The organism is Nocardiopsis sediminis (assembly GCF_042650565.1).
Taxonomy (GTDB): domain Bacteria; phylum Actinomycetota; class Actinomycetes; order Streptosporangiales; family Streptosporangiaceae; genus Nocardiopsis_B; species Nocardiopsis_B sediminis.
Genome location: NZ_JBHSBH010000006.1, coordinates 1 through 15293, shown reverse-complemented (window position 1 = coordinate 15293; position 15293 = coordinate 1). Strand labels below are relative to the sequence as shown.

Genomic DNA, 15293 nt, shown 5'->3' with positions numbered 1-15293 from the left:
CCGGGGAACCGGTCACGCGGTGGCGCTCGTGGCCGTGTCCGCCCTGTGGGTGACGAAGCTCGCCCAGCCGAACTCCCCGGCGCCGACGGCCGCCCGGACCGCATCGCATGAGGCTGCAAAGCCCAGCATCGTGGTCCGGGCGGCGTCGTCCCCGGTCTGCTCCGCGCGATCGCGCGCCGCCTGCGCGTTCTCCCGCAGCATCCGGGTCAGCCGGCCGTTCAGGCTGCGCACCTGGACGACCTCGAAGCCGGCGCGCTCCAGAACGGCGCGGTAGTCGTCGAGCGAATACCCGGCGCACCAGCCGAGCCGTTCGTGGACGTTTTTCCGCGTGGATTCGCTGATCTCGCCGCTGCCCTGGACGAAGTCGGTGAAGGCGAATACGCCCCCGGGCTTGAGGACCCGGTGGATCTCGGCGTGGCTGCGGCGCTTATCGGGAACATTGTGCATGGCGTCGCGGCTGACCACATGGGTGAAACTCGCCGCCTCATAAGGCAGCCGCATCACCGACGCCTGGCGGAAATCGATATTGAGCCGGTTCCGGTGGTGGGTGTTCGCCTCTTGTGCGAACTTCACGTACCCCCCATTGGTGAACACCGCCTCGCCATGGCAGCCGAACCTCTTGGCGATGGTGGTCAGTAGGCTCCCGCAGGAGCCCCCGACCTCGAGGATCCTCGACGCACCGCAGATGCTGGCCTCGGCCGCCAGCAGGACGGAGAGCTGTTCGTCGTTGGTGGTGTAGTCGTCGTCGGGCCCGGCCGCGGATGCGGTCCTGTGCGCTTCGAGGGTGCCGCCTCCTGAGATCGCACCATCGGCCGGGGCGCTCACGACGGCGTGAAGGCTATTGTCGTGCATGTTCTGCGACTTCCCTTCAGATCTTGAACGCGGAATCGGCGCCGGGGGTCCGCGCACCCGACATTTTTTCAGCCGTGGAGCCGTCGTGTGCCGTTATTCCCGAACTCACCTTCCCAAGGCCCGAAGGCCCTATTACAGGGTCCCTCGGGCCTCTTCTCCGGAGCAATGGTGTGCGACCCCGGGCTAGGGGGGTGCGCATTCCACCCCCCTTAGGCGATCACGGGGCCGCCGGTCACTTCACCGGTTCGGGGGCGGGCTCGGGGCCGTCGGCCGGCTCCTCCTCGACCTTCGCGTTGCGGAGGTTGATGAAGGCCAGGATCCCCATGACCACCATGACGGCGGCGCCCGCGATGGCCGCGGTCTGCATCCCGCCGACGTAGGCCTCGCGCGCCGCGGTGGCCAGCGCCCCGCCGACCGGGCCGGGCAGCTCGCCCGCGATGGCCAGGGCGCCGCCGAGCGTCTCGTTCGCCGCGGCCGCCTGTTCGCCGGTCAGGCCGGACGGCAGGTCCTCGGCGAGCGTCAGGCGGAACACGGCCACCCCGATGCTGCCGAGGATGGCCGCCCCGAGGGCCTGGCCGAACTCGGTGGAGGACTCGAACAGCCCTGAGGCCGAGCCGGCCTTCTCGGGCGGCGCCGCGGCGACCACCAGGTTCGACGCCAGCGCATTGACCGACCCGATCCCCCACCCCAGCAGGAACAGCCCGAGGAAGAGCAGCGGGAGGTTCGCGGTGGTGCCCAGCAGCGAGATCACGCCGAAGCCGACGGCCCCACTGATCATGCCGAAACCCATGATGTTGCCGGGCCGGAACCACCGGGTCAGGGCCGCGCCGAGCAGCGAGCCGGCCACCGAGCTCACGGCGGTCGGCAGGGTCATCAACCCCGCCAGCAGCGGCCGCATGTCCAGCACCGACATCAGGTACTGGGTGATGAAGTAGAAGGTCCCGACCAGGGCGAACACCGCGAGCGTCGCGGTGATCAGGGCGACGCTGAAGGCCCGGTCGCGAAAGAGCGCCAGATCGAGCATGGGGTCGGCCAGGCGCTTCTGCCGGCGCAGGAACATGACCAGGAAGGCGGCGCCCAGGACGGCAGCGATCCACATCGGCGCGGAGAAGTCCTGCGCCGCGCCCTGCTTGACGGCGAAGACCAGCGGGAGGGCGGCGAGGAGGATGAGCGCGGCGCTGAGGATGTCGAAGTTCCCGGGTTCGGGGTCGCGGTACTCCGGGAGCAGGAACGGGCCGAGCGCGAGCAGCAGGACCATGATCGGCACGTTGATCAGGAAGACCGATCCCCACCAGAAGTACTCGAGCATCCAGCCGCCGATGATCGGCCCGATCACGCTGCCGACGGTGAACACCGCGGCCCACAGCGCGATGGCCATCTGCAACTGCCGCGCGTTGGTGAACATGGCCCGGATGAGGGCGAGCGTGGGGGGCATCAGGGTCGCCGCCGCGGCGCCCTGGAGGCCGCGGGCGGCGATGAGCAGTTCGGCGTTGGGCGCATAGGCCGCCACCGCAGAGGTGATCGCGAACGCGACCGCGCCCATGAGCAGCAGCTTCCGCCGCCCGATCCGGTCGCCGAGGTTGCCCATGGGGATCAGCAATCCGGCCAGCAGGAAAGCGTAGATGTCAACGATCCACAACTGCTCGGCTGCTGTCGGCTCCAGCTCGGCGGTGAGCGAGGGGAGCGCGAAGAACAGCACCGTCACCGTAATGGAGATCAACAGGACCGGCAGCATCAGGACGGCGAGGCCGACCCATTCCTTCCAGCCCGCTTTGGCGTCGCTTGGGGCGACAGTCATCGGACACGTCCTCCTTCGTACGATGTATTCGACTCATCTCCATTACACCATACGAATCGCGTGATGATTGATCACCCTCACGGAGAGCAAGCGTCCACTTAGGCCATGCATCGCTTATGAGCTGGTATTTATACGCGACCACATGATCCGAATCCGCCGTGAAGAAAAATTTCATCACGGCCGACTCGCCCGTGTTTTCATCACGAAACGGGCGTGATAGCATTTCATCACAGTCAGTCGACCGTGACGAAAAGAGAGTCGCCGCATGCCGAAGTGCGTCCAGTGCGGGAGGGAGCTCACGATCCCGCCCCGCGGGCGAAAGCCCCTCTACTGCTCCCGCGCCTGCCAGGCACGCGCGCACCGCGAGCGCGTCAAGGCGCGCGACGACGCGGGCACGGGTCCGGGCGGTGCGCCGGAGTCGGCCGCGGCCGACTCCGGCGCACCGCTTCCCGGCCACCAGGAGGCGGGCGACGGCGTTCCCGCGGACGCACCGCGGCCGGGGAGCACACTGTCGCGGGAGGTGATCGTGCGCGCCGCGGTCCGGATCGCCGACACCGAGGGCCTTGAGGCGCTGTCCATGCGCCACATCGCGCGCGAGCTCGACGCCAACGTGATGTCGCTGTACCACTACATCGACGGCAAGGACGAGCTGATCGACCTGATGGTCGAGGCCGTGTTCAGCGAGGACGCCCAGGGGGCGGAGACCACGGCCCCCCGCAGCTGGCGGGCGGAGCTGGAGGCCACGGCCCGCTGGGAGTGGTCGCTCTACTCGACCCACCCGTGGGTGCTGGAGGTCATCGCCACGGTGCAGCCCCCGCTGGTCCCCGGGGTCCTCGCCGGGGTCGAACGGGGGCTGGGGGCGCTGGACGGCCTGGGGCTGGACCCGGCAACGGCGCACCGGGTGTACCTGAGCCTGAGCGGCCTGATCCAGGGGCTGGCACTGCTGCGGGTGAGCGAGATCGCGACGGAGCGCCGCGGCGGCGTGCCCCTGAGCCAGTGGCGCGCGGTCAAGGTCCCGGCCGTCCTGGAGGAGCTGGGGACCGAGAACTACCCGCGGCAGGCCGCGCTGCGCAACAACCCGGAGGAGATCGCCGACCTGGAGGAGATCTTCGAGTTCGGCCTGCGCCGGCTCCTCGACGGGTTCGCGGTCTTCGTCGAGGAGCGGGGGGCACGCACCTCGCGGCCGCTCCCGGGCGGCCCGGGCCCGGCCCTCGGCCTCGACCGCCGGTGACGCGCACCGGGGCGGGCACGCGGCCCCTGCTCCGCCTGCCCGCCCCGGACGGCGCCGCCACGGTCAGGCGCCGCCCTCCGCGGGCGCCCCGAGGCCCTTCAGCCAGCCCTCGATCGCGCCCGCCATGGACGCCGACTCGCCCTCCAGCATGGTGAGGTGGTCGCCCCGCACCTCCCCGAGCTCGTGGTCCATGTGCCACGACGCACGCCAGTCCCCGGTCCGCGACCTCGTCCCGTCCGGCCCGGGCAGCGGGGTGTCGGGGTGGAGGAAGAGCACCGGCGTCTTGATGTCGGCGACCTCGGTCTCCCGGAAGAGCCGGTAGTAGCGGCCCATCGCGGTCATCCGCGTGTCGCTGAAGGGGCCGAAGGTCGCCTCTCGCTCGAACATCCCGTCGAGCATCTGCCCGCCCAGGTCGCCGATGACGTCGCTGTCCGGCAGGAAGGTGTCGAGCAGGATCAGGCCCTCGGGGCGCACCCCCTGCTGTTCCAGGTAGGCGACGGCGGCGTGCGCGAAGTTGCCCCCGCCGCAGTAGCCGAGCAGCACGAACGGCTCGGACCCGGCCGCCTCCCTGATGGACTCCGCCCACATCCGCACGATGACGTCGACGGTCTCGGGGAGGGCGTCATCGGGCGCGTAACCGGGGACCTGGAGGGCGTAGAGGTCGCGCACCCCCTGGAAGTGCGCCGCCAGCCGGGCGAACTGCGCCGCGCCGCCCAGCGCCATCGGCGTGCTGAAGCAGAACAGCTTCGGCCCCGCCGGCCCGCTGGCGAGGGACAGCGGCGGGTAGGCCTTGTTCACGTCGTCCAGCGACGCGAACGACGGGCGCAGCCGCGCCGCCGCCTCCAGCATCTCCAGCCCTTCGTAGAGCTTCCCGGCGGGCGCGGCGTCGTGCACGAGCGAGGCGAGCGAGCCGCCCCCACCGAACGCCGCGGCGCGCGACGGCGCGGTGTCCCCGGACCCGGACCCGGTGGAGAGGGACATCTCGCCGGCGATGTAGCGCGCGAGGTCGGCCGCGGTACCGGAGTCGAAGACCGCGGTCGCCGGCATCCGCAGCCCCGTCGCCTTGTTCAGGATGTTGCGCAGCTCCATCGCGGTCAGCGAGTCGAAGCCGGTCTCCAGGAAGTTCTGGTCCGGCGCGATCGCGTCCGGATCGGAGTAGCCGATCACCCGCGCCGCACACCCCCGCACCAGAGTCGTGAGCTCGGCCACCTGCTCGGCCTCCGTCAGCCCCGCGAGGCGCTCTTCCAGAGCGGACCCCGTGGCCGGGGCGGCGGACGCGGCCGCAACGGCGCGGCGCGCGGGGGCCACGATCCCGCGCAGCGGGGCGGGGATCACGCCGCCACTGGTGGCGAGGGTGCGGGGGTCGATGGGGAGGGGGAGGACGAAGGGTTCGGCGTGTGCTGTGGCGGCGTCGAGCATGCGCATGCCGTGGTCGTTGGTGATGCGGCGGTATCCGGAGCGTTCGATGCGGGAGATGTCGGATCCGGTGAGGTGGGCGCTCATGCCGCTGGCCTGTTCCCACAGCCCCCACGCCAATGACAGGCCCGGAAGGCCTTGGCGGGTGCGGGTGAGGGCGAGGGCGTCGAGGAAGGCGTTGGCGGCGGAGTAGTTGCCCTGGCCGGCACTGTCCAGCGACCCGGCCGAGGAGGAGTAGAGGGTGAACGTCGCCAGGTCCATTCCGGCGGTGGCCTGGTGCAGCCACCAGGCGGCATCGGCCTTGGGGGCCAGGACCCGGTCGAAGGCGTCGGTGTCGAGGGAGGAGACCACGCCGTCGGCGAGCACGCCGGCGGTGTGGAACACCCCGGTCAGCGGATGCTGTTCGGGGACGGTCTCCAGTAGCCGGTCGACCCCGTCGCGGGTGGAGACGTCCGCGGCCACCACATCGACCGTCGCGCCCGCGCCCTCAAGGTCGGCGACCAGGTCTGCCGCGCCTTCGGCATCGGGCCCGCGGCGGGAGGCCAGGAGCAGGTGGCGGGCACCGTGTCGGGTGACGAGGTGGCGGGCGAGCATCGCGCCCAGCCCGCCGGTCCCGCCGGTGACCAGGACCGTTCCCTCGGGGTCCAGGGCGCGGGGAATGGTGAGGATGATCTTTCCGCGGTGGCGGGCTTGGGCCATGAACCGGAACGCCTCCCCGGCCCGCCGCACATCCCAGCACTGCACCGGGATGGGCCCGAGCGAACCGCGCCCGAACTCACCCAAGGCCTCGCCCAGCATCCCGCCGACGCGCTCCGGACCGGCGTCCATCAGGTCGAAGGACCGGTACACCACACCCGGATACGCCTCCTGCACCGCTACGGGCTCACGGCGGTCGGTCTTGCCCATCTCGATGAACCGGCCGCCCTCACCCAGAAGGGCAAGGGACGCATCCGTGAACTCGCCCGCAAGCGAGTTCAGCACCACGTCGACCGCGCCGAACTTCTCGGCGAAGCCCAGATCACGGGACGAGGAGATGTGGTCATCGGCCAGCCCCAATCCCCGCAACACGTCCCACTTTCCCGGGGACGCGGTCGCGAACACCTCCGCGCCCCGGGCACGGGCGATCTGGATCGCGGCCATACCGACACCACCGGCACCCGAATGCACCAGCACCCGGTCACCCGCGCCCACACCCGCCAGATCCACCAGCCCATACCAGGCCGTCGCGAACACGCCCGGGACCGATGCCGCACGAGCGAACGTCCAGCCATCGGGCACAGCGGCGAGCATCCGCCCGTCGGCGACGACCCGCGGACCGAACGTCCCCTCGTCGCTCAGGCCCATCACCCGGTCGCCCGGGGCCAAGCCGTCGACGCCCGGGCCGACCTCGCTGACCACGCCGGCGAACTCGCCGCCGATAGGCGCGCCCTGCTCGGGGACCATGCCGAGGGCGACCACGACATCGCGGAAGTTCACCCCGGCCGCACGGACCTCGACCCGCACCTCCCCCGCTGCCAGGGCTCGGTCGGCCTCGGGCGCCTCGACCAGGCGGAGGCCGTCGATCGACCCCTTCAGCGTCGCATCCAGCCGCCACGGGCCGGAACGCCTGTCGGCACCGCCCGCGCCACCGTCCGGGATCCGGAGGTCGCGCGTGGCATCGGCGCGGGACAGACGCGGCACCAGCACCTCGCCGCCGCGCACCGCCACCTGCGGCTCATCGACCACGCCCAGCACCGACGGCAGGGCCGCCCACGACTTCGCCGTGGTGTCCACATCCGCCAAGAGCACCCGGCCCGGCGACTCCGCCTGCGCAGAACGCACCAACCCCGAAACGGCCGCCCCCACCAGCCCCGGACCACCGTCCCCGGCACGCGCACCCACCCCACCCCGGGTCACCACCGCCAACCGCACCTCGGCCAACCGGTCATCGGCCAGCCACCCCTGCACCGCCGCCAGCACGGTGCCGAGGGCCCGGCGCACGTCGCCGGTGACGTCGTCGTCCCCGGTCTCCGGGGTCGCGACAGGGATGACGATCGTGGACACGCCCTCGACCGCGGCGGCCGATTCCAGGTCCGCGACCCCCCGGACCTGCACGCCGCTACGCGCCAGTGCCTCGGCCACGCCGAAGTCCCCGCCCGCCACATCGGCGACGGCGACCACCCCGTCGACGCGCGGCGGGTTCCAGGATGAGGGGACCACCCAGTTCAGGTGGTGGACGCCCGCGAGGCCGTCGCCGCCACCGCCGCCCGCCGCCAGCCCGCCCGCGGGGACCGGCCGCGTCACCAGGCCGCCGACCGCCGCGACCGGGGCGCCCGAACCGTCCGCCAGCCGCACGCCGCCGTCGGGCAGCACCTGGACGCGCACCTGCGCCGCGCCCGTCGCCCACAGCTCAACGCCCGACCAGGCGAAGGGCAGCTCCACGCCATCACCGGTGCCGGCGCCGGCGTTCAGGCCGATGGCGTGCAGGCAGGCGTCCAGGAGAGCGGGGTGGATCCCGTAGCCCGCGGCCTGTGCCGCCTCCTGCTCACCGAGGCCCACCTCGGCGAACACCTCACCATCACGCGTCCACGCACGGCGCAGCCCCTGGAACGCCGGACCGTACCCGTATCCCCGGGCCGCCAGTCCTTCGTAGTGGCCGGCCACGTCCACCTCGCGCGCGCCCGCCGGGGGCCACTGCGCCAGGTCCCAGCCCGCACCGGAGCCGTCGGCGCGGGCGAGGGTGCCACCCGCGTGACGCGTCCAGTCGCGCGAGCCCGTGCGCGAATGCACCGCAACGGTGCGGTGGCCGCTCTCGTCGGCGGCGCCCACGGCGACCTGGAGGACCACCTGCTCGTCCCCCGACACCACAAGGGGGGCCTCCAGCGTCAGCTCCTCCACCACCGGGCAGCCGACCTCGTCGCCGCCGCGGACCGCCAGCTCCACGAAGCCCGCCCCCGGGAACACCACGGTCTCGCCGACCGCGTGGTCGGCCAGCCATGGGTGCGAGGAGACCGACATCCGGCCCGTCAGCACCACGCCGCCGTCCTCCGGCAGCTCCACCGCGGCCCCCACCAGGGGGTGGCCGGCCGGGGCCTGGCCCAGCCCGCCCGCGTCGGCGATCACCGACAGCGGCTCCAGCCAGTACTGCTCCCGCTGGAAGGCGTAGGTCGGCAGCTCCAGCGGCGCCGGTGCGGTCCCGGAGCCGAGGCCCGACACCACCGCGCCCCAGTCGACCCCCACGCCGCCCGCGAACGCCTCTCCGGCCGACAGCAGGAACCGCCGCGCGTCCCCCTCGTCGCGCCGCAGCGATCCGACCACGAGCCCGGCGGCGCCGCGCGCGTCCAGCACGTCCTGCACCCCCATCCCCAGCACCGGGTGGGGGGACACCTCCACGAACGCGGTCCGGCCGTCGCCGATCAGCGCCTCCACGGCCCCCGCGAACTCCACCGGCTCGCGCACGTTGGAGTACCAGTAGGACGCGTCCAGCTCGCGCCCGTCGACCACCGCGCCGCGCACCGCCGAGTAGAACGGGACGCGCCCCTGGGTCGGCGACACCGACGCGAACAGCTCCAGCAGCCGGTCGCGCAGGGGGTCGACGAGCGGGGAGTGCGTCGGCACCGTGGTCGGCACGACCCGCGCCCGCACGCCCTCTGCCCGGAGCCCGGCCACGAACCCCTCCAGGGCCCGCAGTTCACCGGAGACCGCGCAGGAGGTGGGGCCGTTGTGCACGGCCACCCACAGCCCGCCGCCCACGGCGTCCACGCGCGCCTGCGCGTCGGCCCGCGACAGCGCGACCGCCGCGATCGCCCCGTGCCCGGTCAGCTCCTGGGCGAACAGGCGCGAGCGCAGGACGACCGCCCGCACCGCGTCCTCCAGCGACAGCACACCCGCCACGCACGCGGCGGCGACCTCGCCCTGGGAGTGGCCGACGACCGCGGAAGGGCTCACCCCCACCGACTCCCACAGCGCCGCCAGCGACACCATGACCGAGAACGTGACCGGCTGCAACACCTCGATGGATTCGAGCGTGGGGGCTCCGGGGCGCTGGTGGAGGACGTCGAAGAGGTCCCAGTCCACCAGCCCGTCGAGCGCGCGGGCACACTCGCCCAGCCGCTGCGCGAACACCGGGGACGTCCGCGCCAGCTCGGCGCCCATCCCCGCCCACTGCGCCCCCTGCCCGGGGAACACGAACACCGCCTCACGGCGTGCCCGCACCGAGCCCTTCACGACGTCCGGTGCGGCGTCGCCGACCGCCAGCGCGTCCAGCCCGGCCAGCAGCCCGGCGGTGTCCGCGCCGACGACCACCGCGCGGTCCTCGAACACGGCGCGCGCCACCAGCCCGCGCGCCACGTCCGCCGCGCCCGGAAGGCCGGCCGGGTCCTCCCGGCCGGGGGCCGCCTCCTGGGCCGACCGGATGAACGACGCCAGCCGTCCCGCCTGACCCCGCAGGCCCGGTTCGCCGCGGCCCGAGAGCACCCACGGCGTCACGTCGCCGGTGAACGGCACCGGCCGGGCGTCCCCCACCTCGGGGGCGGCCGCGTCGTCGCCGGACGGCGCGGCCGGCTCGGGGGCGTCCTCGATGATCACGTGCGCGTTGGTGCCGCTGATGCCGAAGGAGGACACACCGGCCCGGCGGGGCCGCTCATCACGCTCGGGCCAGGGGCGCGCCTCGTCGAGGAGGCGGACCTGTCCGCTGTCCCAGTCCACATGCGTGGAGGGGGGCGAGACGTGCAGCGTCTTCGGCAGCGTGCCATGGCGCAGCGCGAGCACCATCTTGATCACGCCGGCCACTCCCGCCGCCGCCTGCGCGTGCCCGAAGTTGGACTTCACCGACCCCAGCCACAACGGGTCGGCGGCGTCGCGGCCGCGCCCATACGTCGCCAGCAGCGCCTGCGCCTCGATGGGGTCGCCGAGGGTGGTGCCGGTGCCGTGCGCCTCGACCGCGTCGACGTCGCCCGGCTCCAGGCCCGCGTTGGCGAGCGCCTGGCGGATCACCCGCTCCTGCGAGGGCCCGTTCGGGGCGGACAGCCCGTTGCTGGCGCCGTCCTGGTTGACCGCGCTGCCGCGGATCACCCCGAGGATCCGGTGCCCGTTGGCCTGGGCGTCCGACAGCCGCTCCAGCAGCAGGACACCGGCGCCCTCGGACAGGATCGTGCCGTCGGCCTCGTCGGAGAACGCCTTGCACCGCCCGTCGTGGGCCAGGCCGCGCTGGTGGCTGAAGTCGACCAGCAGCTCGGGCGTCGCAAGGACCGTCACGCCGCCGGCGAGGGCGAGGGTGCTCTCGCCGCGGCGCAGCGACTCGCACGCCAGGTGGATGCCCACCAGCGAGGAGGAGCACGCGGTGTCGACGGTGACCGCCGGGCCCTCCAGCCCAAGGGTGTAGGCCACCCGGCCGGAGATGACGGAGCTGGAGTTGCCCGTGCCCAGGTACCCCTCGCTGCCGGGGGGCAGCGGGCCCGCACCCACCTCGTAGTCGTCGGCGAAGGCGCCGATGAAGACGCCGGTGGAGGTCCCCTTCAGGGTGCCGGGGTCGATCCCGGCCCGTTCCAGCACCTCCCACGACACCTCCAGCAGCAACCGCTGCTGCGGGTCCATCGCCACGGCTTCGCGCGGGGTGATCCCGAAGAACGCCGGGTCGAACTCGCCTGCGGCCTCCAGGAACCCGCCCTCACGCACGTACGTGGTCCCGGGGGTCGCGGGGTCCGGGTCGTAGAGGGCCTCCAGGTCCCACCCCCGGTCCTTCGGGAACGGGACGACCCCCTGCCGCCCTTCCTCCAGCAGCCGCCACAGCCCTTCCGGTGATTCGACCCCGCCGGGGTAGCGGCAGCTCATCGACACGATCGCGATCGGCTCGCGCTCCTTGGCCTCCGCCTCGCGCAACCGCCGGTTGGCCTGCTGGAGGTCTTCGGTCACCCGTCGCAGGTATTCGAGGAGCTTCTCTTCGTCCGCCACGCCGTCACCTTCTCCTTGGGGTCTTCGAGCCTGCGTCACCGATCGGACAGCCGGGATGGGGGGCTAGAGCCCTTCATCGATCAGCGCGAACAGTTCGTCCGCCTGCGCCGTGCGCACACTGCTCTCCTCGCCCTTGCCGGGCCGGGCTCCGCGCCACTCCTCCATGAACTTCTGGAGGCGGACGGTGATGGAGGACCGCGCCTCGTCGTCGGCGGAGACCCGGTCGAGCAGCCTGCGCAGCTCGTCCAGGCCGTGGGCGACCTGCTCCTCGACCGACTCCTCCGCCGGGAGGAGCTGGCCCGCGACGTAGTCGGCGATGGCCGCCGCCGTCGGGTAGTCGAAGACCAGCGTCGCCGGGAGCCGCAGCCCGGTGGCGCGGCTCAGCCGGTTGCGCAGCTCCACCGAGGTCAGGGAGTCGAACCCGAGGTCGGAGAGGCTCCGGTCCGGATCCACCTGGTCGGTGGAGGCGTGCCCGAGCACCGCCGCCGCCTCCGACCGCACCAGCGACACCACGACCTGCCGCCGCTCGGCCGGCGGCAGGCTCGCCAGCCGGACTTCGAGCGAGGCCTCCGCCGCCTTCTCGGTGTCAGGGACCGCGGCCGCCTGCACCGTGCGGCGGGCCGGGGTCACCAGCCCGCGCAGCGGGGCGGGGACCCCCTCGTCGCGGGCGGCGAGGGCGCGCGCATCGATGGGCAGCGGGAGGACGAAGGGCTCCGCCTGGGCCATGGCGGCGTCCAGCAGCTCCATGCCGTGACGCGCGGTCAGCGGGGTGAAGCCCGAGCGCGACAGCCGGCCCAGGTCGCCGTCCGAGAGCCGCCGGGTCATGCCCCCGATCTCGGGGTCCCATACGCCCCATGCGAGGGAGAGCCCGGGCAGGCCGGCCGCGCTCCGCACCGCGGCCAACGCGTCGAGGAAGGCGTTGGCGGCGGAGTAGTTGCCCTGTCCGGCGCTGTCCAACGACCCCGCGGAGGACGAGTACAGCGCGAAGGCCGCCAGGTCCATGCCGGCGGTGGCCCGGTGCAGCCACCAGGCGGCGTCGGCCTTCGGCGCCAGGACCCGGTCGAAGGCGTCGGCGTCCAGCGACGACAGCACGCCGTCGGCCACCACGCCCGCCGTGTGGAAGACGCCCGTCAGCGGGTGGCCGCCCGGGACGGCCGCCAGCGCGCGGTCGACCCCCTCGCGGGTGGAGACGTCCGCGGCAACGACCTCCACCGCGGCGCCCGCGGCTTCCAGGTCGGCGACCAGCTCGGCCGCGCCTTCTGCGCCGGGGCCGCGGCGCGAGGCCAGCACCAGGTGGCGGACCCCCCGCTCGGTGACGAGGTGGCGGGCGAGTACCGTGCCCAGGCCGCCGGTGCCGCCGGTGACCAGGACCGTGCCCTCGGGGTCGAGGGCGCGGGGGATCGTCAGGACGATCTTGCCGCGGTGGCGGGCCTGCGCCATGAACCGGAACGCCTCCGGGGCGCGGCGCACGTCCCAGCTCCGGACCGGGATCGGCCGCAGCGCGCCCTTCTCGAACCCGCCGACGACCTCGCCCAGCATCCGCCCGATCCGCTTCGGGCCGGCGTCCATCAGGTCGAAGGACCGGTACACGACACCGGGATGGGTTTGGCCGATCTGCTCGGGGGTGCGGAGGTCGGTCTTGCCCATCTCGATGAACCGGCCGCCCGCGCCCAGCAGGCCGAGGGACGCGTCGGTGAACTCCCCGGCCAGGGAGTTCAGCACCACGTCCACGGCGCCGAACTTCTCGGCGAAGCCGAGGTCGCGGGAGGAGGAGATGTGATCATCGGCCAGCCCCAGGGCGCGCAGCACGTCCCACTTGCCCGGGGAGGCGGTCGCGAACACCTCCGCGCCCAGGCTGCGGGCGATCTGGATCGCGGCCATACCGACACCGCCCGCACCCGAGTGCACCAGCACCCGGTCGCCCTCGCCCACGCCCGCGAGGTCCACGAGCCCGTACCAGGCGGTGGCGAACACACTCGGGACGGAGGCGGCGCGGGCGAAGGTCCAGCCCTCGGGGATCGCGGTCAGCATCCGCGGGTCGGCCACGACGCGCGGGCCGAACGCCCCCTCGTCGCTCAGGCCCATCACGCGGTCGCCCGGCGCCAGGCCCGTCACCTTCGGGCCGACCTCGCGGACCACGCCCGCGAGTTCGACGCCCATCGCCCCGGCCTCGCCCGGGTACATGCCCAGGGCGTTGAGCACATCGCGGAAGTTCACGCCCGCTGCGCGGACGTCCACCCGCACCTCGCCCGCGGAGAGTGCGCGGTCGGCCGCGGGGGCCTCCAGCAGGCGGAGGCCGTCGATGGACCCCTTCGCCTCCGCGTCCAGGCGCCACGCGCCGTCGCCGGGGACCACGAGGTCACGGGCGGCGTCGGTCCGGGCCAGGCGCGGCACCAGCACCTCGCCGCCGCGCACGGCCACCTGCGGCTCGTCCGCCAGGCCCAGCAGGGACGGGAGCTCGGCCAGCGACTCCGCCGCGGTGTCCACGTCGATGAGGAGCACGCGGCCGGGCGACTCGGCCTGCGCCGAGCGCACCAGGCCCGACACCGCGGCACCCACCAGCCCGGGTGCCGCATCGTCCCGGCCCGCTGCGACGGCGCCCCGGGTCACCACGACCAGCCGCGCGTCCGCCTGCCGGTCGTCGGCGAGCCAGGCCTGCACCGCCTTCAGCACGCCGCCGAGGCCCCGGCGCACGCCGCCGGGGACGTCGTCGTCCCCGGTCTCCGGGACCGGGACAGGGAGCACGACCGTGGACACGCCCTCGACCGCGGCGGCCGACTCCAGATCCGCGACCGCGCGAACACGCAGCCCGGCACGGTCCAGCGCCTCGGCGACACCGAAGTCCACGGCCTCGCCGACGACGGTGAAGGTTCCGTCGCGTGCGGGGATCTCGTCGGTGAGCGGCACCCAGTCCATACGCAGGAGCGACGACGCGGAGCCGGGCGCGCCCGCGCCCGCCCGGTCGGTGAGCTCGCGCATGACCAGGGCGCTGATGGAGGCCACCGGCCGCCCGTCGGAGTCGGCCGCCTCGATGGCCACCGAGCCGTCCTCGGCGGACGTCAGCCGCACCCGCAGCCGGCCGGCGGCGGACGCGTGCAGCCGCACGCCGGTCCAGGAGAACGGCAGGGACACGCGTCCGTCCGCGTCCTCCTGGCTCTCGACGGCGCCGAGGGCGTGCAGCGCGGCGTCCAGGAGCGCCGGGTGGAGCCCGTAGCCCCCCGCCTGCGCGGCTTCCTGCTCGCCGAGGGCCACCTCGGCGAACACGTCGGCGCCGCGCACCCAGGCGCGCTTGAGCCCCTGGAACGCCGGGCCGTACCCGTATCCGCGGGCGGCGAGGGCGGCGTAGTGGTCGGTCACGTCGGCCTCGCTCGCGCCCGCGGGAGGCCATTCCGTCAGGTCGGCCCCCGTGCCGCGCGCACCGTCGGCGGTGTCGGCCAGGGTGCCGCTCGCGTGGCGCGTCCAGTCCCGCGAGTCCGTGCGCGAATGCACGGCGACCGTACGCCGGCCGTCCTCGTCCGCGGCACCGACCGCGACCTGGAGGAACACCGACTGCCCGTCATCGAGCACCAGCGGGGCGGCGAGCGTCAGCTCCTCCACGACGGGGCAGCCGACCTCGTCGCCGCCGCGGACCGCCAGCTCCACGAAACCGGTCCCCGGGAAGAGCACCCGGCCGTCCACAGCGTGGTCGGCCAGCCACGGATGCGTCGCCACCGAGACCCGGCCCGTCAGCACCACGCCACCGTCCTCCGGCAGCTCCACCGCGGCCCCCACGAGGGGGTGGTCCGCCGGCATCTGCCCGAGTCCCCCGGCGTCCGTTGTCGCGGCCGTTGTGGGGAGCCAGTAGTGGTGGTGGGTGAAGGGGGTGGTCGGCAGGGGGGTGGGGGTGGCGTTGGTGGGGGCGAAGACCTGTGCCCAGGTGGTGGTTGTTCCGTGGGTGTGGGCGGTGGCGAGGGCTTGGAGGAGGGTGTGGGGTTCGGGTTTGCCGGGCTTCATGGTGGCGGTGACGGTGGCGGTGGTGTCGTCTCCGAGACTGGCCGGGGCCATGGCTGTGAGGGGGGTGTCGGG

5 protein-coding genes are annotated in these 15293 nt (G+C 73.6%); 1 reads left to right on the top strand and 4 read right to left on the bottom strand.

Translation table 11 applies throughout. The annotated features are described in order from the left end of the window. Positions 1-12: 12 nt before the first annotated feature. Positions 13-852 carry a class I SAM-dependent methyltransferase gene (locus tag ACFOVU_RS08630; protein WP_378531629.1) on the bottom strand — a complete coding sequence of 280 codons (840 nt, stop codon included), beginning with the start codon at positions 850-852 and terminating at the stop codon, positions 13-15. Between the two features lie 232 nt (positions 853-1084). After that, entirely contained in the window at positions 1085-2650 is a 1566-nt protein-coding gene (locus ACFOVU_RS08625; RefSeq protein ID WP_378531627.1) for an MFS transporter, read from the bottom strand. A gap of 265 nt (positions 2651-2915) precedes the next feature. Here ACFOVU_RS08625 and ACFOVU_RS08620 point away from each other — a divergent pair, with 265 nt between their 5' ends. After that, positions 2916-3881 (top strand): TetR/AcrR family transcriptional regulator, encoded by a 966-nt coding sequence (locus ACFOVU_RS08620; RefSeq protein WP_378531626.1) that lies wholly within the window; start codon positions 2916-2918, stop codon positions 3879-3881. Between the two features lie 63 nt (positions 3882-3944). Here ACFOVU_RS08620 and ACFOVU_RS08615 read toward each other — a convergent pair whose 3' ends face one another. Together ACFOVU_RS08615 and ACFOVU_RS08610 are read right to left on the bottom strand one after the other, a co-directional pair. Continuing rightward, complete coding sequence (locus tag ACFOVU_RS08615) at positions 3945-11228, bottom strand: SDR family NAD(P)-dependent oxidoreductase (protein ID WP_378531623.1); 7284 nt, start codon at positions 11226-11228, stop codon at positions 3945-3947. Positions 11229-11291: 63 nt separating this feature from the next. Continuing rightward, positions 11292-15272 carry an SDR family NAD(P)-dependent oxidoreductase gene (locus tag ACFOVU_RS08610; RefSeq protein WP_378531621.1) on the bottom strand — a complete coding sequence of 1327 codons (3981 nt, stop codon included), beginning with the start codon at positions 15270-15272 and terminating at the stop codon, positions 11292-11294. Between the last annotated feature and the right edge of the window lie 21 nt (positions 15273-15293).